Annotated in this window: 16 protein-coding genes; 6 read left to right on the forward strand and 10 right to left on the reverse strand. The window is 50.0% G+C overall.

The window, feature by feature from the left end; all coding sequences use genetic code 11:
• Positions 1–75: 75 nt before the first annotated feature.
• Positions 76–483, reverse strand: a complete 408-nt coding sequence (locus H8L32_RS11230) for a hypothetical protein (protein ID WP_186947327.1) — start codon at positions 481–483, stop codon at positions 76–78.
• A gap of 117 nt (positions 484–600) precedes the next feature.
• Positions 601–2,934: a heavy metal translocating P-type ATPase gene (locus H8L32_RS11235; protein ID WP_186947328.1), complete on the reverse strand. Its 2,334-nt coding sequence runs from the start codon at positions 2,932–2,934 to the stop codon at positions 601–603.
• Positions 2,935–3,128: 194 nt separating this feature from the next.
• Here H8L32_RS11235 and cadR point away from each other — a divergent pair, with 194 nt between their 5' ends.
• Entirely contained in the window at positions 3,129–3,581 is a 453-nt protein-coding gene (gene cadR / locus H8L32_RS11240) for a Cd(II)/Pb(II)-responsive transcriptional regulator (protein ID WP_329605179.1), read from the forward strand.
• A gap of 51 nt (positions 3,582–3,632) precedes the next feature.
• Positions 3,633–4,685 (forward strand): DMT family transporter, encoded by a 1,053-nt coding sequence (locus tag H8L32_RS11245; RefSeq protein ID WP_186947330.1) that lies wholly within the window; start codon positions 3,633–3,635, stop codon positions 4,683–4,685.
• Positions 4,686–4,705: 20 nt separating this feature from the next.
• Here H8L32_RS11245 and rocF read toward each other — a convergent pair whose 3' ends face one another.
• Together rocF and H8L32_RS11255 are read right to left on the reverse strand one after the other, a co-directional pair.
• A complete protein-coding gene (gene rocF, locus H8L32_RS11250) occupies positions 4,706–5,617 on the reverse strand; it encodes an arginase (protein ID WP_186947331.1) in 912 nt (303 codons plus the stop codon).
• 32 nt (positions 5,618–5,649) lie between these two features.
• On the reverse strand, positions 5,650–6,723 hold the full coding sequence (locus H8L32_RS11255; RefSeq protein WP_186947333.1) for an ornithine cyclodeaminase: 1,074 nt from the start codon (positions 6,721–6,723) through the stop codon (positions 5,650–5,652).
• 394 nt (positions 6,724–7,117) lie between these two features.
• On the opposite strand from H8L32_RS11255, the gene H8L32_RS11260 reads away from it, so the two are divergent.
• From H8L32_RS11260 to H8L32_RS11275, 4 genes are all read left to right on the forward strand, one after another.
• The gene (locus H8L32_RS11260; RefSeq protein WP_186947335.1) at positions 7,118–7,573 is read left to right on the forward strand and encodes an Lrp/AsnC family transcriptional regulator; all 456 of its coding nucleotides are present in this window, start codon (positions 7,118–7,120) and stop codon (positions 7,571–7,573) included.
• 73 nt (positions 7,574–7,646) lie between these two features.
• Positions 7,647–8,903 (forward strand): AAA family ATPase, encoded by a 1,257-nt coding sequence (locus tag H8L32_RS11265; protein ID WP_186947336.1) that lies wholly within the window; start codon positions 7,647–7,649, stop codon positions 8,901–8,903.
• Positions 8,900–9,916, forward strand: coding sequence for a hypothetical protein (locus H8L32_RS11270; RefSeq protein ID WP_186947337.1), 1,017 nt, complete (start codon positions 8,900–8,902; stop codon positions 9,914–9,916). The genes H8L32_RS11265 and H8L32_RS11270 overlap by 4 nt, the downstream gene beginning before the upstream one ends.
• Before the next feature lie 12 nt (positions 9,917–9,928).
• Complete coding sequence (locus H8L32_RS11275) at positions 9,929–11,590, forward strand: DUF262 domain-containing protein (protein ID WP_186947338.1); 1,662 nt, start codon at positions 9,929–9,931, stop codon at positions 11,588–11,590.
• A gap of 256 nt (positions 11,591–11,846) precedes the next feature.
• Here the strand turns inward: H8L32_RS11275 and H8L32_RS11280 are convergent, their stop codons facing one another.
• From H8L32_RS11280 to H8L32_RS11305, 6 genes are all read right to left on the reverse strand, one after another.
• Complete coding sequence (locus H8L32_RS11280) at positions 11,847–13,493, reverse strand: CehA/McbA family metallohydrolase domain-containing protein (protein ID WP_186947339.1); 1,647 nt, start codon at positions 13,491–13,493, stop codon at positions 11,847–11,849.
• A gap of 366 nt (positions 13,494–13,859) precedes the next feature.
• A complete protein-coding gene (locus tag H8L32_RS11285; protein ID WP_186947340.1) occupies positions 13,860–14,072 on the reverse strand; it encodes a hypothetical protein in 213 nt (70 codons plus the stop codon).
• A gap of 96 nt (positions 14,073–14,168) precedes the next feature.
• Complete coding sequence (locus H8L32_RS11290; protein WP_186947341.1) at positions 14,169–15,362, reverse strand: FAD-dependent monooxygenase; 1,194 nt, start codon at positions 15,360–15,362, stop codon at positions 14,169–14,171.
• Between the two features lie 14 nt (positions 15,363–15,376).
• Positions 15,377–16,747 (reverse strand): aminopeptidase P N-terminal domain-containing protein, encoded by a 1,371-nt coding sequence (locus H8L32_RS11295; protein WP_186947342.1) that lies wholly within the window; start codon positions 16,745–16,747, stop codon positions 15,377–15,379.
• Positions 16,744–17,463: an N-acetylmuramate alpha-1-phosphate uridylyltransferase MurU gene (gene murU / locus H8L32_RS11300; RefSeq protein ID WP_186947343.1), complete on the reverse strand. Its 720-nt coding sequence runs from the start codon at positions 17,461–17,463 to the stop codon at positions 16,744–16,746. Before murU ends, H8L32_RS11295 begins: the two co-directional genes overlap by 4 nt.
• Positions 17,464–17,472: 9 nt before the next feature.
• Positions 17,473–18,537 (reverse strand): aminoglycoside phosphotransferase family protein, encoded by a 1,065-nt coding sequence (locus H8L32_RS11305; RefSeq protein WP_186947344.1) that lies wholly within the window; start codon positions 18,535–18,537, stop codon positions 17,473–17,475.
• Positions 18,538–18,629 lie beyond the last annotated feature (92 nt).

Genomic DNA, 18,629 nt, shown 5'->3' on the forward strand with positions numbered 1-18,629 from the left:
GCAGGTCGCTGTCAGATGTTTATATGACGCAATGCATGAAAAACAGGAAGTGATACAGACAGATGCCTGGCCGGATTAGGCGTAGGCGGGCATCCATTTGGGACGTTCAGGTTGTCCAAGGAAAGGGCTGGGGGCTTGCAGCGATGCGGCAAGCAATTGATAGCTGTCCAGCGATGGCTGGTGTAGCAGGAAACCGGACGAATGATTACCCAGAGGGCTGTGCGCACAGGATGCACAATCGGGATGAGAATCCGCTTTTTTGATTGGCGACGTATCTTTGGATTTATCTTTGGATTGATCTGCGGATTCACCAACTGATTTATTTGAATGCGCATCACCATCCGCAGCCTGATGCTGATGTGGATGGTGACCGAAGTGTTGCGCAGTCTTGTCTGTTTCATGCATGCAATAGGCACTCGCCACGGCCCAGTTCAACTGGGCTGTGAAAACGATGATGAGCATGAAGACAAACTTTTTTAACATGGTGCAGATTATAAACTGTATTCAAAAAGAAAAAATGGATTCTATGTCGTGATTGGCTCAAGCGCTTAATCCACGCGCTTGGTTCACACGTTTAGGTCACGTACTTAGGTCACATTTTTATTTCAAACTCTTCACCAGACGCAAGCCATTAAAAATCACCAGCAGGCTTGCCCCCATATCGGCAAACACGGCCATCCATAAGGTGGCAATGCCCATGACGGCCATAATCAGAAACACCAGCTTGATACCCAGTGCCAGCGCGATATTCTGTTTCAGGATGGCAGCGGTGCGCTGGCTCAGGCGTATGAACTGCGGTATCTTGCGCAAGTCATCATCCATCAGGGCGATATCGGCGGTTTCCAGTGCCGTGTCGGTACCGGCGGCTCCCATGGCAAAGCCTATGCTGGATTTGGCCAGCGCCGGGGCATCATTGATACCATCACCCACCATGCCAACCGTGCCATGGTTTGCCAGTTCATCATTGATGGCGGCCAGTTTATCTTCTGGCAGCAGGTTGCCACGTGCATCATCAATGCCGACATCTTTTGCGATGGCTTTTGCAGTCAGTTCATTGTCACCGGTCAGCATCACGGTACGAATACCCAGCGCATGCAGTTCTGCAATCGCCTGACGACTGCTCTCGCGTACGGTATCTGCCACACCGATGATGGCGAGTGGCCTTTGTTCGTCAGCAATGATCACGGCTGTCTTACCTGCGGCTTCCAGCGCATACAGCACGGCCTCGGTCGTCGGGCTGCAAATCTTCAATTCTTCTATCAGGCGATGATTGCCCAGGTAATACCATTTGCCGGCAATCTGGCCTTTGACACCACGTCCTGTCAGGGCTTCGAAGTCACTGACTTCGAATACGGCAGTACCATTGCCTGCTGTTTTCCAGTGCGAGGTCACAGCACCTGATACCGGATGATCAGAGCGGCCCGCCAGGCTGGCTGCCAGTTGCAGTACAGTGTCTTGCTCGCCAGTCAGCAATTTGATGTCGGTGACCACAGGCTTGCCCTGAGTAATGGTACCGGTTTTATCCAGCGCCAGCGACTTCAACTTGCGGCCTTCTTCCAGATAGACGCCACCCTTGATCAGGATGCCGGCCTTTGCCGCTGCTGCCAGGCCACTGACCACCGTCACCGGGGTAGAGACAACCAGCGCACACGGGCAGGCAATCACCAGCAAGACCAGGGCCTTGTACACCCAGACCATCCACGGCAAGCCCAGCAGCAGTGGGGGAACAAGCATGACACCCAGTGCCAGCACAAACACGATGGGCGTATACACTTTGGCAAAGCTATCGACAAAGCGCTGCGTTGGCGCACGGCTGCCCTGTGCTTCTTCAACCGCATGGATGATGCGCGCCAGCGTGGAATCGGTTTGCGCTGCCGTCACACGGTATTCAAAAGAACCGGTTTCATTGATGGTGCCGGCAAACACCTTGTCGCCGACGATTTTGGCGACGGGTATGCTTTCACCCGTGATAGGGGCCTGGTTGACGGATGACTGGCCCTTGCTCAGTTCGCCATCCAGCGGGATGCGCTCGCCGGGGGCTACACGGACAGTTGCGCCAATGGCGATCGATTTCGCTTCCAGCTCTTGCCAGCTACCATCTGCTTGCAAGACACTGGCCTTTTCTGGTGTCATCGCCATCAGGCCACGTATGGCATTGCGGGCGCGGTCCAGCGACATCGCTTCTATGGCTTCTGACAGGCTGAACAAGACCATGACCATCGCCGCTTCTGGCCATTGACCGATGATAATCGCGCCTGTGACGGCGATGCTCATCAGGGCATTGATGTTCAGATTGAAATTCTTCAGCGCAATCCAGCCTTTTTTATACGTGCTGGTACCACTGACAAGAATGGCGAAAACGGATAACAGAACGACTGGCGAAGCTATTTCCGTACTGCCGATGTAGGTAAACACCTCGGCCAGTATGGCCGCAATTGCACCTGCACCTAACAGCCACCATTTCCGGCTTGCATTGGCTATATTGGCTGCTGGCGCTACTGCCGCATCCTGATTGCTGCGACCGTCTTCACTTATCAGCACCGCCTGCATGCTGATGGATGTCAGGACAGCTTGAATCGGCTCCTGGCTTTCCAGCGTATGGCTGACCGTCAATTTGCGTTGCATGAGATTGAAGTCAAGCCTGACGATGCCCGTCATGCCTGACAGCTTGTTGCGGATCAGACCCTCTTCGGTCGGGCAATCCATGTTTTCTATGGAATACACCACGGTGGAAGCGCCTGCAGGCAGGGATACTACATCTGAAGACCCTATTGCTTTTTCTACATTGCCAGCCATTTTGACATCGCCATGATCGCAGCAGGCGTGTGCGTGCTGATGATCATGCTTGTTGCCATGCTCATGTTGGTCTGCATGAGTATGGGCATGTTCATGTGAGTGCACATGCTCGTGTTCATGTTGATGCCGGTTCGTCATGCTTGCTCCGAAAAAGGGGTATAGTTAGTATTAGACACCCTGTAGCAGGTATAGAGTCAAGCACTACCGTTCAAAAAGACTTACGCAAAATCGCCCCAACTGCGTTGCAGCTCCTAGCCGTACTAAAGTACTGTCTTCGTCGCTACGCCTTGTTGGAACAATTTTGCGTAAGTCCTACTTAAAATAAGTTAGGAATGCAAATGGAATTGAAAATTGGCGAATTGGCAAAACGTTCCGGATGCCTGGTAGAAACCATACGCTACTATGAAAAAGAAGGTTTATTACCCCAGGCCAACCGTTCCCAGGGTAATTTCCGTCTGTATGGCGAAGTGCATGCAGAACGTCTGCAATTCATACGGCATTGCCGTTCACTGGACATGACGCTGGATGAAATACGCCAGTTACTGCAGTTCCGTGATGTACCGGAAGACAATTGCTCAGAAGTGAATGCCTTGCTGGACAAACATATAGGCCACGTCGCTCACCGCATCAAGGAATTGAAGGGATTGGAGCTGCAATTAAAATCCTTGCGCAATCTGTGCAAGACCACGCAGGCCACAAAAGACTGCGGCATCTTGCAGAACCTGGGGACAGCGGAAGAACATCCTGTACGTAATCTGGGTAGCCATGGCAGTGGCTGTCATTGATGAGGTTCATCAACAAACGGCAGATTTAACACATCATAGAAAGCGCATCGGATGCACAAAGGTGTTATTTACGCATTGCTGGCAGCCATCCTGTTTGGCATCAGCACACCCTTTGCCAAAACCATGGTGGCAGATATTGCCCCTGTCATGCTGGCAGGCGTTTTGTACCTGGGGAGCGGCCTGGGCTTGTTGCTGGTCTTTCTTTTGCGTGCTGCCATGTTTCGTAACAGACAGGATAAATTCGTAGCAGTCACAAGGGTAGATCTGCCATGGCTTGCTGGTGCCATTCTTACCGGTGGTATTGCCGGACCAGTGTTACTGATGGCGGGGCTGACGCTGACACCCGCCTCGACAACTTCCCTGTTACTGAATATGGAAGGGGTATTGACTGCATTGCTGGCCTGGTTTGTTTTCAAGGAAAATTTTGACCGGCGTATTTTTCTGGGCATGTTGCTGATCGTGGTGGCAGGTGCACTTCTGTCCTGGGAACAGGTGCCGGTACTGGGGGTGCCCTGGGGCGCACTGGCTATCATCGCAGCCTGCCTGTGCTGGGCCATAGACAATAATCTCACACGCAAGGTGGCTGCCAGTGATGCCTTGCAAATTGTCGGCATCAAGGGGCTGGTAGCCGGTAGTGTGAATCTGGGCATAGCCTTGTTATCCGGCCATCAGTTGCCCCAGGCGTACACTTTGCTGTCGGTTGGTCTGATCGGTTTCTGTGGCTATGGCCTCAGCCTGGTCATGTTTGTACTGGCACTGCGGCATCTGGGTGCCGCACGTACCGGTGCCTATTTTTCGTCAGCGCCGTTTGTCGGCACGGTCGTGTCCTTATTGCTGTTGAGTGAACAGCCCGGCAACATGTTCTGGCTGGCGGCATTTTTGATGGTGGCCGGCATCTGGCTACACCTGACCGAAAACCATGAACATGAACACGCCCATGAACCCCTGCTGCATGCGCATGAACATACGCATGACTCGCATCATCAGCATGAACATGACCCTGACTGGGATGGCAGCGAGCCGCATGTGCATCAACACCAGCATCATCCGGTAAGGCATAAACATCCGCATTACCCGGATATACATCATCAGCATACGCACTGACGGTCGCGTGTTTTCAGGCCTTACATCCTGACCAGCGTAGATTTACCAAACAGGCTTTCGATCAGGTCCACAGCCAGTACGGCGGTCTGGTTGCGGATGTCCAGTGCCGGGTTCAGTTCGACCACGTCCAGCGATGCCATCAAGCCGGTATCGGCTACCATTTCCATGCACAACTGCGCTTCGCGGTAGCTGGGGCCGCCCAGTACAGCGGTGCCGACGCCGGGGGCGATGCCGGGGTCGAGGCAGTCGAGGTCAAAGCTTACATGCAGGTGGGTATTGCTGTCCAGATTGGCCAGGGCCGAAGACATGACATTGCGCATGCCATATTCATCGATATAGCGCATATCGAATACCTGCATGCCCATTTCGTGGATGAAGCGTCGTTCACCATCGTCCACACTGCGTATGCCGATCAGGCGGATGTCGGTGGCTTGTATGGCTGGCGTATGGCCGGCATAATTGATCAACTCTTTCGGGCCATGACCCATCAGGCAGGCGACTGGCATGCCGTGGATATTGCCGGTGGGGCTGATGGTGGACAGATTGCTGTCAGCATGGGCATCAAACCACAATACGCGCAGCTTTTTGCCCACGCGACGACAATGGGCGGCCACCGCGCTGATGGAACCTATCGCCAGACAATGATCGCCACCCAGCATCATGGGCATGTGGCCGTCACGCAAGGCCTGGTCAACGGCGTCATACACTGCCTGGTTCCAGTCTATGGCTTCTTTCAGGTGACGCAGGCCGTTGACGGGTTGTTCCCATGGGTTGGCAGGACCATGCAGGTTGCCATGGTCGATGACTTTCAGGCCACGTGCCGTCAGGGCTTCGTTCAGGCCCGCCACACGCAATGCGTCGGGCCCCATGCCCGCGCCTCTGACGCTTGCGCCAACATCGGTTGGCGCCCCAATCAAGGAAATGGTTTTCATTCTCTGGTTTCGTTCTTGCTATAGTGCCTGGATCAGGCGTTTATCGGTACGGCATTTGCAGTTGTGCTGCGGGCCGGATTAGTCATTGTATTACCTGCCATTCCCATGCCAAACAAATCTTTCGGGTTCATCATTTCGGGTATCAGATCGAGCACGGGTGAATTGGCATGCATCACATATTTTTCAAGATAGCGCATGGCAGAAAAATCTTCCAGCGCAAAACCGACAGAATCAAATACCGTGACCTGTTCCGCATACGTGCGGCCAGATGCCTTGCCTGCGAGGATAGTCCACAATTCGGTTACCTGGAAATCTGCCGGCATTTGTTGCAATTCACCTTCTATCCTGGATTGCGGTTCATATTCAACCACGACATGGGCCTGATGCAAAATATCAGCGTGCAATTCGGTCTTGCCGGGGCAATCACCACCGACGCCATTGATGTGCATGCCTGGTTCTATCATGTCCGGTGTCAGTATGATGGCATTGGTTTTATCTGCCGTGACCGTGGTCACGATATCCGCACCCTTGACTGCTTCGGCAGTGGAACTGGCACGTACAACCCGCAATGCAGGATACATGCGCAAATTATGGATTAATTTGTCGGTTGCCGCAGGGTCGATGTCGTACACACGCAACTCGGTGATGCCCAGCATGGCATGAAACGCAATTGCCTGAAACTCGCTTTGCGCACCATTGCCAATCAGCGCCATGCTGCGGCTGTCTGGTCTGGCCATATAGGTAGCTGCCAGTGCCGAAGTGGCGGCGGTACGGATGGCGGTGGTCAATGTCAGTTCAGACAGCAGGTGAGGGTAGCCGGTACTGACATCGGCCAGCACGCCAAAGGCGGTGACCGTCAGCAATCCAGACTGGGTATTTTTGGGGTGGCCATTCACATATTTGAATGAATATTGTGTACCGTCGGAAATTGGCATCAATTCTATGACGCCCACGTCAGAATGATTGGCCACCCGCGCCGATTTGTCAAAAGCCTGCCAGCGTAAATAATCTTCCTTGATCATACCGGCCAGACGTGTGATGGCGTCTTCAAGCCGGGTTTTTTTCAAATGGTTTTGCATTTCTTGCGTGCCGATGAAGGTCACCATGATGTTCTCCGTATGTTTTAAATACCGGACTCAGGCAAAGCTGCCTTGCTGAGGCAATTTTTGCGTAAGTCCGGGTGGACTGGCGGGAACACATTTGAGAGGCTATTGCGAAATCACCCTGGTTTTCCTGATGTTGCGAGACTTCCAAGTTGTTCCTTCCAGGAAGGACAAAGCTTGTTGAAATCCACCAGACCCATTTCGCATCAGGCTCTTATGCACCTGTTGTGCTATGTATTCTGTTATCCATTGTAGCCAGCGGCAGCAAGAATTAGATTGCTAAATAAGATGTAAATTTCATGTAAATAGAAATTTAATTTCATATTTAAGAAAATTATGTGTTTAAATTTCTTATATATTGAAATTGGTAAAATATACCGAAAATCGGGAGTTTAAAATGGACGTATATGACCGCAGTATCCTGCGTCATCTGCAACAAGATGGTCGTATGAGTAATTTAAGCCTGGCTGAGCGCATTCATCTGTCTGCACCACAGACCTTGCGGCGTGTCAGGATGCTGGAAGAAAAAGCTGTGATACGCGCCTATGTCGCCCAGGTGGCGCCGGAAGCATTGGGCCTGGGCGTCATGGCTTTTGTGAACCTGTCACTGGACCGTGAACAGTTCCGCAATGTGCGCGAGGTAGAACGTCAGTTGAAGGCATTCCCTCAAATCATAGAATGCCACACCATTTCAGGCGACTTTGATTACATATTGAAGGTGGTTGCCAGTGACCTGAAAAATTTGTCGCAATTCCTGACGGACACGCTGATGCAGGTGCCGGGTGTGGCATCTTTAAGGTCGATGATTTGCATGGAAGAAATCAAGCCGGTCAGTGGTTTGCCGATAGAGTGATTATCTAATATCGAGGAATCGAGTAAAATAAGGTGTTATTTTGTTATTTTTCTTGATTTGCTAAGGGGGCTATATGCTTGAAAATTTCACGGGTTTTACTGTAGAAAACTATCGGGCTTTCGCCCGAGAGCAGAACATTGAAATACGTCCCCTTACTCTTTTCTTTGGTTGGAACAGCGGAGGTAAAAGCGCTTTAATACGTTTTTTGCCACTTCTTGTCGAGTCAATCAAAGCAAACGGGCCTCCAATCTGGTTAGCTGGCGAAGTTGGTCGTGATTCCACTTGGCCGGAATTGGTTTGTAAATCAACTCAGCGCTCGAATCTTAAATTTGGCTTGAATGGCTCGTCCAAGGATGAAGTCTTTACAATTAAATGGGACGTAAACGGAGATTTAGCAGGTAAATGGCAAGATACTCAGTCAATATCGTTCAATAGCAGACAAGTTCAATCCAACAAATCTTTTGGCATTTTATATCAAACGAATTTTGATACGCTTAGAAAGCAAAGCTCTTTTGAGTGGGAGGGATATGCTCCGTCCCCCAATTTACCTGAGATGGCAGCAGATGCGAATAAAGAAATATTATTGCTAAATCAGCACCTAAAATCTTTTCTTATGCCGCTTTTGTCAAACGTTCAATGGGTAAGCGGTGTCCGTGCACGTCCACAACGTCTGGTGACGTATGGCGGAGGAAACTCTCCGACATTAAAGCCAGATGGGAGCAACGCGGCAAATCACCTGATAGAGGCTATGCTTCATAGCACAACTGATCCAGTTCTGGAAGAAACTCGAGAATTCTTTTCTGCTCTAGGGGAACAATTAGTATTAGACAATCCAATGGACGGTGCATGGCGTGTGATGTTAAGGCCATTAGACTCTCCAGATGTCAAAGTAAACCTTTGTGATACCGGAGAAGGCTACGCACAAGTTTTACCTGTACTTGTCGCATTAGCAAGAGCGAAATTTGGCGGGCCTAACCTCCTTTGTCTGGAGCAACCAGAGTTGCACCTGCATACACGCGCACAAGCTGAATTGGCAAAAATCTTAGTTAATACAGTAAACTCAAGTAGTAGGCCCACAGTACTAATGGAGACGCACTCTGAGGTTTTATTGACCAGCATTCAACTCGCGATCGCCAATAAAGAAATTAGTGAAAAAATGGTACGAGTATATTGGGTCGAATCTCGCGCTGACGGCACAAGTGACGTTCTACCCGTCGACTTTGATCCCCAAGGACAACCCACGAACACAACCTTAGTTGATGCATTCAGTGATGCCAGCGATTTAGGACGTAAACTCCTGCGTAAACAATTAGCGAGTCAGCCATCGTGAAAGTGATTATTTCTGAAGAACTTGTTGCGGCATCTATAAATCCATCACAAATATTGTTATTTCATCAGCTTATTGCTATTGCAACTCAAGGAAGCCAGCATTTTTTGTTTTTTGAAACTGATAACGCTATAGAGCTAGCGGTACAGGGATATGCACAAAATTTGCAGCCGCTATATAAAAAATTCTTTCTTGATTCATATAGAGAGGCAGCAACTTATCCTAGTGAAAGAGCGGCAATAAAGATCGATCTAGTTGGTAGTTCGCAATGGGATATCCCAATTCCAGTCGTAACCTTGAATGATGCATTAAAAGTACTTACTGAAAAGCTTGTAATATTGCTTGAAAATGCTGAGAACGATTGGTACTTCCTATTGGGAATTATGAACTCCCGTGATCGTGCACGAATGTGCGATTACGTGGCAAAAGGGTGGGCGGAGCCCGGGCACGGTGGAGGGGATACTCTTGGAATGATTATGGATAATAGAATCCAACATCACTGGAAAGCACTCCGGACATTTGTGATTTTTGATAGTGATCGTTTACATCCAGATGAGTTTGATGAAAATTGGACACCCGTTAGGCAAGGACAACAACCTTCCAGTTGTAATGCTTATGAGTGGGAAGTTACCGCAAAACAGTTTCTTGCAAACAGATATTGGATGCTGAGCCGTCGTTTCATAGAGTCATATATGCCTCAGAACGAACTGACATTGGCAACTGCAGCTAAACCTTGTCAAGACGCCATCGCAGCGCTATTTTCGATGAGTAATGAGCAAAGATGGCATTACAATATGAAAGCCGGATTTATCAAAGACGGTAGTCGCCACGATATCGAGCGATGTAAAAACTTATACGATAATCTCACACCTGAAAAAAAACAAATTCTTGCTAATGGCTTTGGGCGGACGTTGGCAAAGCATTATAAAAATTCAATAACAAGCCAATTTACTTGGGACGCAGAGGCGTTAGCTGAAGCTAACAGTGTGCTCCCCAAACTTCTTAATATGCTTTAAAAGAGATTATTTATGTCAGATTCACTTACTTCACTTGCTTCCGAAAATTTAAACCCTAGCTTGCGGAGTTTGTTGGAGGACGTGCAACGAGGACACATTCGGGTTCCGAGATTTCAAAGACCTTTTGTATGGAAGGACCAGCAACGGTTGCAATTGCTAGAATCAATTCGAGACAATATGCCTATTGGTAGTTTATTGGTTTGGAGTACAGCTCAATTTGAACTAGCGTCTTTTCCTACGATAGGCCCTCATATAATTCCTGAGCTCAACGAAACACTTACATTACGTGGTCGACAATATCTTTTAGATGGACATCAACGAGTTTCGACGCTGCTTGGTGTCTTATTAGCACCACTATCTAGTTCGACGGTCGTTGGCGAAGAAGAGGAAGACAGTATTGACTGGGACATTCAATACGACCTCATGGATCAAGATTTTGTATTCGTTAATCGGCCAAAGAAAATTACGGAAAGTAGGCCACTGCTACCACTCTCTACACTATTTGATGGGCGGATGGTGAATCGCCACATGCGAGGAATGCGTGAATTAGGGAAACAGAAGAATTGGAACGAATCTGACTTTGAGATTTGGGAAGAAAGAGCTGATCAGCTATCGTATCGATTCCAACAATATAGAATTCCGATAGTTGTGATGGTCACGGATGACTTAGATTTAGCTGCGAGGACATTCCAGAGAATTAATAGTCAGGGTACTCCGATGGGAGAGGCGCATCTTGTGGCTGCTCTTACTTGGACTTCCAAGTTTGATCTTAGAGAGAGACTAGCATCGCTCCGTGAGAATTTTCCACTGGGATGGCGTGATCTAGATGACCATATTTTTTTACAAGTTTGTAAAGGTTTGATTACCCCAGACATATCTAAAATCGACGAGACAGAATTAATTCAAAATATAAGAGAAGATAATGATCTATTAAACAGAGCTGCAGCTGGATTAAATGCAGCGATAAATCTGTTGATTAACCGAATGGGTGTGGTTCGACAAGACTTGTTACCTTATGCACCACAATTGGTGTTCTTATCAGTTGAGTATGCGCGTCGTGGCGACGCGGCAATTCCAGAACATGCATTTGTCCATTGGTTTTGGAGAACAGGGTGCGTTGAGGTTTTTGGCAGTGGATCATTTAGGCAAGTTAGAACTGAGCAAGAAAAGTTGCGAAACATTAGTTTTTTAAGTGAACTTGAGTATTGGGATGAAAACTTGGTTTTACGTAATCGTTTCGACTCAAGATTTGCTCGGATTCGTGTTTGGATGTTAAGAATGGCTGCGCGCAAAGATTTAGTCGATGAAAATGGTATCAGTGTTGACGGTAAGGCACTACTAGCATCATACGGAAAAGAGGCATTTACAAAATTATTTACAACTCCAGCAGGAGCTTCAACAAACCTTCGGGCTTTGCTTCAAACTCTAGGTAATCGTGTATTTATTGACGCTTCTAAATTAAAAGCAATGCGCAATTCTTTGCGAGAAAATTCAGATATTCCTCAGTCTTTTCTGGATAGCCATTTAATCACTCATAAAGCATTGTCTGCATTGCGCGCAGGAAATTTAGAAGGCTTTATTCAAGCACGAAACGTAACAATTGCTGAATGGGATAAGGCAGATTGGAAAGACGAGAGACGAGCAATGAACCAAGCCAAAATCGATTTTAGTTAGTGGAATCGAAGCTATCTCTTATTTGTCTTTTCTATCCATATTTGTGGCAGATTTTCCTAAGTTAGGTCCTCAGCATGAGGTCATTTTCGGATTTTTTTCCAAAATACAGATTTAATCGACGGAGATGCCACAGATGGATTTGCAGTTATACCATTTGAAGTAAGAATTGCCACGGTGAATTTTACCTTGGGTATGAACCATGCAATTGCTAGTTGCATGGTCCTAACCCTGGTCGCTAAAACGACAACAGTCAAGTCTAATTCACGCTCACAAAGACGGGATTGGAATAGAACCACAGGCTGGCGTAGTTGCGCTCATTGATCTGGTTATGGCGTGTTGGATTGTCCGCTGTCGTGATTTTTGCATCAGCCAAAGGTTCACCATTGTCTGTCAGGTCTGCGACGTTGATACCCAGGTTGGTGCCACGCAGACGCAGGTACTGGTTTTTCTGCACGAGCATCTGGTACTTGATGACATTGTAACCATCGGCATCTGTTTTCCAGTCGGCACTGGTGAAGCGTTTCAAGACCTTGGTGCTGGAGTTGGTCGCCACATTGTAGGCGCTGGAATCCGGTGCTGCTTTGGCGCCAACATCACCGACGATCAAATCCACATGATCCACTTTCGGTGCCTTGTTGCCGGATACGCCACTACCCACGGGAAATTCATAATTGTTCCTGACAGGGCTTTTGAAACGTATGGTGACATCAACCGTGCTGCCGTTTGCTACCTTCAGTTCTTGTCCCATGTTTTTGACATCGCTGGCATTGTTGACATTGCTGACGGTGAATTCCATGGCATTGATGAGATCACCAAAGACACTGAATGATCTTCCTGACTGCAGGCTCTTGATCAGTTCATTGACGCCAGCTTTCTTGTCGTTCATCCACACATAGTTTTTGGCGTATTCGCCTGGGAAGTAACCACTGCTATTGCCTGCGTCATCGATTTTGAAATGCGAGTCAGAATCGGCAATATTCCAGATGCGGCGACCCTCGCCCAGCAAGGCATCCCAGACCCCACCCACCTGTGCAACGACGGCATCAACACCACCATACACACGATTTGGTTTGTTGGCATCAATGTAGCTGGAGGTATAACCGCCACGATCAGGTTCCATCTGGTTGCCGACCATGCCTTCTATCGAGAACATGATGTTGGGTGCCATATCATTCATTGTGCGGAAATCGGCAATCGTGTATTTGCCAGGATTGCGCGAAGGATGGTTGATGGTGATAAAGCTGGTGTCGGGATAATTTTTCTTCAACCAGGACACTGCCTGCAGGGCATCTGCCGCCGTGCTGTTGAAACGTTGCGGATATTTCGCTTTCCATTTGCTGACATCGGCAGCGTCAAACTTGCTGTCTTCCAGGGTGGTGAACAAATATTGAAATTCCTTGGCCGCTGATGCTGATGAAATCAGTTTGCCATCTGCAACATCAAAAATGCTGACACCCAAGTGATCATGCGTGGGCATATCCCATTCAAAACCGGAGAAGATGGTTTTGTCTGCATAACGACCAGACGCTTGCAAGGCCTTGATCCTGGGAATTTCATATGACTCCATGCCGTACGCAAAAGGCACGGGGTTTGCCAGCAGGGCACCGTTATTGTCGTATTTTGAAGAACGCAGGTGATTGGTGATGGCGGTCCAGTCCAGGCCATAGCTGGTAAATGCTTTGTCCAGCACCGTATCCAGTGTTTGTGTTGTCCGCGCATCGTCGGATTGTATGGTGTGCACATGCAAGTCACCGGTCGTCCATCCGCCCTGTGACGTGACTGGCAAATTCGGGTTGAGTGCTTGCGAGGCATTGTCAGAAGAACTGCCACAGCCATGCAGCAAGAAGACGGCAGAAGGAACAGCACAGGAAATGGCAATCAAACTCAAAAAACGGGGGCGCATGGGAAATCCTTTTTTCTGATGCAATTAATTTTCATATATACGCAATATAAATATGCAATATAAATATATTTGTAGTATATGAATGCATTGTAAAGGATGACTGTGACGTCAGAATTACAATCGATTTCATCGAAGTCTGCATTCAGCAGTAAGCATCAATGAATAGGGAATGTGTGCTGAGAAACAAGCGCTGTTTGGATGCACGAAGTGCGAATGAATGCCCAATAGGGGGTGCTGATGCAGTTTTATGTCGAGCGGGGATTGTCGCGCAGGCTGGGCTTAATGTCGTCAGCGATGAAATACGAGTCGTGTCTGTCGGCTAGCGCCATCCGCCACGACTCGTCAAAGGTATTGCTAATGTATTACTTAGTGCGCCTTGGCGAAGCGCAGGGCAAACTTCTTGAAGTGGCGGTAGCTGGCGCCCAGGTCTTGCAGTGAGTCGATGGATTCGGCAATGGATGCACCTTGTTCGCTGAAGTTGCTTCTGAATTCTTCAAATGCAGCTTCCAGCACGATAGCCAGTTGGTGATTGTACAAACGGCCATAATTCAGATGACGTCTCTTGATGCGCAATTTCATGGTGTTTCCTTTCAGTTGAAGGGCGGATTATAGAGTAATCCCTGCATCTGCTTCATTTTTGTCCTTCCTGCATTGGATACGGGGGCCTGAAAACACTTAGCGCCAGCCATACATCATCTGTTCAGCCAGCATTTTTTTTGCTGGCTTGATCAGATCCAGTGCACCTAATCCCATGCCCAGCAGGGTTTGGCTGAAAGCGCCGTCCGGGGCGCTGGCAAAGGCGCGGGCCATGCTGTCGGTGATGCGTATCGTCAGTTTTCTGTCGGCCTGGCGTTCCGCCAGATAGGCTTGCAAGGCAGCAGCGGGATCGGTCATGGCGGCGCTGCCGTTGGTATGCGGGGCCATTGTGCGTGCCAATACAAGGCTGTCACGCAAACCCAGGTTCAGGCCCTGGCCTGCCACCGGGTGCAGGGTCTGGGCGGCATTGCCAATGGCAACCGTGCGGGCCGTGGCCTGTGCCTGGGCATTCAGGCCCAGCGGATAGGACAGGCGTGCCGAGGTTTTGATGACATTGCCCAAACGATTGCCAAATGCTGTTTGCAGGGCTTGCCTGAATGCGGCGTCATCCAGCGCCAGCAGGTGGCTGGCCTGCTTTGGCCTGACACACCATACCAGGGCATAGCCATCTTCCTGTGGCAGCAGGGCCAGCGGGCCCTGTTCAGTAAAACGTTCAAATGCACGCCCGGCGATCTGGGCGTCGGTATTTACATGGGCGATGATGGCGGTTTGCTGGTAATCATGGTGCTGCGTTCTTTGCTGCTGGTCACCAAAGGTGCCGCCTTCGGCCTGTATCACGATGCCGGCGCTGATATGGCTGATGGCCTGCGTATCCATGCTGTCAGCCGGGCGCAGGCTCAGGCGCACATGGTCGGGCATTTCATCAATCGCGGTAATGGTGTGTGGCCGCGTGATGGTAATGCCAGATTGTGTGATTGCCTGTTGCAACGGGCGGATGATGTCGCCATACCGTGCGACATAACCCAGTGCCGGTAAATCATAGTCGCTGGCGCGCATCAGGCTGCGGCCAAAATGACCACGGCGTGAGACATGGATTTCGCTGATGGCGGTCGCCTTGATGGGCCAGGCTTTGGCAGATTCCAGGATTTGCCTGCTGCCATACGACACGGCGATGGAGCGTGCATCATGTTCGGCCTGTTCTGCGGTTTTGCCATCGAACAGGGCAATGCGATCTGCCTTGAAACCCTGTTGGTGTAACAGCAGGGCAAGTGCCTGGCCTACCGGGCCGGCACCGCAAATCGCGATATCCACATCATTGATGATTTGATCCATAGGTCCTGGTATCTTTAATGCCTGCGCATTTCTGCTTCAATTTCTGCTACGGTCTTGGGTGTGTCACGACTCAGGTTCAGGTGGCCATCTGCTGTGATCAGAATATCGTCTTCTATGCGTATGCCGGTGTTCCAGTATTCTTGCGGTACGCCTTCGGCAGGCCGTACATAAATGCCGGGTTCTATGGTGATGACCATGCCAGCCTGCAACAGGCGGTAAGGTTTTTCATCGCCGACTTTTTCATTTTCGCGATAATTGCCGACATCATGTACATCCAGCCCCAGCCAGTGGCCGGTACCATGCATGTAGAACTGCCGGTAAGCTGAACTGCTGATGGCGTCGTCAAGGCTGCCTGCCTTGTTCTTATCCAACAGGCCGGTATCGAGCATGCCCTGGGTCAGTACGCGCACGGCGGCATGATGCCCATCCATATAACGTGAGCCAGGTCGGGCACAATCCATGGCAGCCTGTTGCGCGGCCAGCACGATTTCATACAGGCGTTGCTGTGCGGTGCTGAACTTGCCGTTAGCCGGAAAAGTGCGGGTGATGTCAGATGCGTAGCTGTCGTATTCACAGCCAGCGTCGATCAGCACCAGGTCGCCATCCTGTATCTGCGCCTGGTTGCTCTGATAATGCAATATGCAGGCATTGCCACCGGTGGCAACGATGGAGCCATACGCCGGTGACTGCGCACCCTGACGGCGGAATTCATGCAGCAGTTCGGCTTCCAGTTCATATTCATATTTACCGGGCTGCACACTGCGCATGGCACGTGCATGGGCCATGCCGGAAATGCTGGCGGCGCGCTGCATCAACGCGATTTCAGTGGCATCCTTGAACAGGCGCATTTCATCAATCAGTTCCCGCACATCGACCGTGATGGCCGGTGCGCGGATACCGCTGCGGCTTTTGGCTCGCACGGCTTGCAGGCTTTGCTGCAACTGTTCATCGATATGCGGTTCCATGGCACTGCTGTAAAACAGCTTGGGGGCATCGGCCAGCAGCTCTGGCAGTTTTTCAGCCAGGCTTTCTATGGGATAGGCTGCATCGAAACCAAATTCTTTTTCTGCTGCCTGCGGACCATAGCGAAAACCATCCCAGATTTCACGTTCAGGATTTTTTTCACGACAAAACAAAATGGCTTGCTGCTGATCAGCAGTGGCGACGAGCACGATGATGGCTTCCGGTTCATTGAAACCGGACAGGTAATAAAAATGGCTATCGTGCCGGAAAGGAAAGCTGTTGTCGTTGTTGCGTATCAATTCACTTGCAGTGGGGATGACGGCAACACCACCGCCTTGTGCCAGCATCTGCGCCTGTAGTTGCTGGCGACGGCTGATATAGCAGGGCAGGGCAGGTATAGTAGACAGAGTGGGCAGGTTCATGCTGATCCTTTGAAGTTCAGGGGCGCGTTCAGCGCTTCCAGTTGATCAGGGGTACCCAGATTATGCCACTCGCCGCGATACAGTTCACCACCTATGCGGCCTGCATCAATATATTCACGCAGCAAGGGGCCCAGCTTTGCATGGTCACCGGGGCGTATGGCATGGAACATCTCAGGCCGGTACACGCCGATATTGCCAAAGGTATGCCTTGGTGAACCTTCATTGGCCAGACCCATTAACGTCAGTGCAAAGTCACCGCCAGGATGGAAGCTGGGGTTTTTGACCATATACAGCCATGCAATATCACGCTTGTCTGCCGGATGTGGATTGCCCCATGGGTCATTTTCTTCCAGGGTATTCAGACATTCAGCAAAATTGAAATGCGGGATATAGATATCGCCAGACACCACGATGAAGGGATCATCACCCAGCAAATGCAGGGCCTTGGCAATACCGCCTGCGGTTTCCAGCGGTTGCTCTTCGGCAGAGTACTGGATTTTTGCGCCAAAACGGGAACCATCACCCAGGGTATCTTCTATCATCTGACCCAGATGGGCATGATTGATGACCATTTCGGTGATACCAGCTTTCACCAGATTCAGGATATGCCAGACGATCAGTGGCCTGCCACGCACTTTCAGCAAAGGCTTGGGGCAGTTATCAGTCAAGGGGCGCATACGTTCGCCGCGCCCGGCGGCAAGTAACATGGCTTTCATGACGCTACCTTAGAACGTATAGCCAACTTGTGGCGCATTGTCTTGCAGTTCGTCCAGCAGGCGCAGCAGCGGGATCAGTTCCTTGTAGCGGTGTGAAGTCTTGCGCACGTATTCCATCACAGTCGGGATATCGCCTATGTAATGATGTTTGCCATCGCGGTGTGACAGGCGGGCGAAGATACCAAGAATCTTCAGATGGCGCTGCAAACCCATCCATTCAAAATCACGGTAGAAACTGTCAATGTCCGGTGCCACTGGCAAGCCGGCACGCTTGGCTTTTTCCCAATAGCGTATGGCCCAGTCGAGTACGATTTCTTCATCCCACTGCACGTAAGCATCGCGCAACAGCGACACCAGGTCGTAAGTGATAGGGCCGTACACGGCATCCTGAAAATCGATAATGCCGGGATTGCCCTTGTCCATCCACATCAGGTTGCGTGAATGGTAATCGCGGTGCACATACACCTGTGGCTGTGCCATTGCGCTGGCCAGCAGGTGATCAAATACCTTGTCCAGCGTGGCATTTTGCGCATCAGTCAGGGCAACACCCAGATGCTTGCCTACATACCATTCCTTGAAAATATTCAATTCGCGCAGCAGGAAAGGGCGGTCATATTCAGGCAGCACATCGGCCTGGCTTTGTGCCTGGAACAGGATCAGGCTGTCAATCGCATCCAGATACAGCTTATGGGCATTGTCGCTGTTCAGGACCTGGCCATATGTATGCATGCCCATATCGGTGACTAGCAGGAAACCCTGTGTTATGTCGTGTGCCAGTACTTCGGGCACAGTCAGGTTGATGCTTTTCAACAGACTCGCCATCTTGATAAAGGCCGCGCTATTCTCGGTCGCGGGTGGGGCATCAACAGCAATCAGACTGCCGCCGTCTTCGGTATCAATTCTATAATATTGGCGAAAGCTGGCATCGGCAGATGCTGCACGTATGCTGTCCAGTTTCATGGCATGTCCGTTTAAACTTGCAAGCCAGGTTTGCAGCGCCTGCTTGCGTTGTTCTTTTTCGGAGGAGATCGCTGCAGATGATGCAGAATTCGCTGGGATTGCTGATGAGGACATGTATAAATATTAATAGAAGTTAGTTTGTCTGCATACTTCAAGTGGTTTTGCCAGCATTTCACCTATAATAGGCGACTGATTTCTGGCGGATT

Origin of the sequence: Undibacterium hunanense, from assembly GCF_014284335.1 — a bacterium.
Lineage (GTDB): Bacteria > Pseudomonadota > Gammaproteobacteria > Burkholderiales > Burkholderiaceae_D > Undibacterium > Undibacterium hunanense.

Bases quoted from the DNA above. Each gene is read 5' to 3' on its own strand.
- H8L32_RS11230 (WP_186947327.1), bottom strand. From the start codon at position 483: ATGTTAAAAAAGTTTGTCTTCATGCTCATCATCGTTTTCACAGCCCAG.
- H8L32_RS11235 (WP_186947328.1), bottom strand. From the start codon at position 2,934: ATGACGAACCGGCATCAACATGAACACGAGCATGTGCACTCACATGAA.
- cadR (WP_329605179.1), top strand. From the start codon at position 3,129: ATGCAAATGGAATTGAAAATTGGCGAATTGGCAAAACGTTCCGGATGC.
- H8L32_RS11245 (WP_186947330.1), top strand. From the start codon at position 3,633: ATGCACAAAGGTGTTATTTACGCATTGCTGGCAGCCATCCTGTTTGGC.
- rocF (WP_186947331.1), bottom strand. From the start codon at position 5,617: ATGAAAACCATTTCCTTGATTGGGGCGCCAACCGATGTTGGCGCAAGC.
- H8L32_RS11255 (WP_186947333.1), bottom strand. From the start codon at position 6,723: ATGGTGACCTTCATCGGCACGCAAGAAATGCAAAACCATTTGAAAAAA.
- H8L32_RS11260 (WP_186947335.1), top strand. From the start codon at position 7,118: ATGGACGTATATGACCGCAGTATCCTGCGTCATCTGCAACAAGATGGT.
- H8L32_RS11265 (WP_186947336.1), top strand. From the start codon at position 7,647: ATGCTTGAAAATTTCACGGGTTTTACTGTAGAAAACTATCGGGCTTTC.
- H8L32_RS11275 (WP_186947338.1), top strand. From the start codon at position 9,929: ATGTCAGATTCACTTACTTCACTTGCTTCCGAAAATTTAAACCCTAGC.
- H8L32_RS11280 (WP_186947339.1), bottom strand. From the start codon at position 13,493: ATGCGCCCCCGTTTTTTGAGTTTGATTGCCATTTCCTGTGCTGTTCCT.
- H8L32_RS11285 (WP_186947340.1), bottom strand. From the start codon at position 14,072: ATGAAATTGCGCATCAAGAGACGTCATCTGAATTATGGCCGTTTGTAC.
- H8L32_RS11290 (WP_186947341.1), bottom strand. From the start codon at position 15,362: ATGGATCAAATCATCAATGATGTGGATATCGCGATTTGCGGTGCCGGC.
- H8L32_RS11295 (WP_186947342.1), bottom strand. From the start codon at position 16,747: ATGAACCTGCCCACTCTGTCTACTATACCTGCCCTGCCCTGCTATATC.
- murU (WP_186947343.1), bottom strand. From the start codon at position 17,463: ATGAAAGCCATGTTACTTGCCGCCGGGCGCGGCGAACGTATGCGCCCC.
- H8L32_RS11305 (WP_186947344.1), bottom strand. From the start codon at position 18,537: ATGTCCTCATCAGCAATCCCAGCGAATTCTGCATCATCTGCAGCGATC.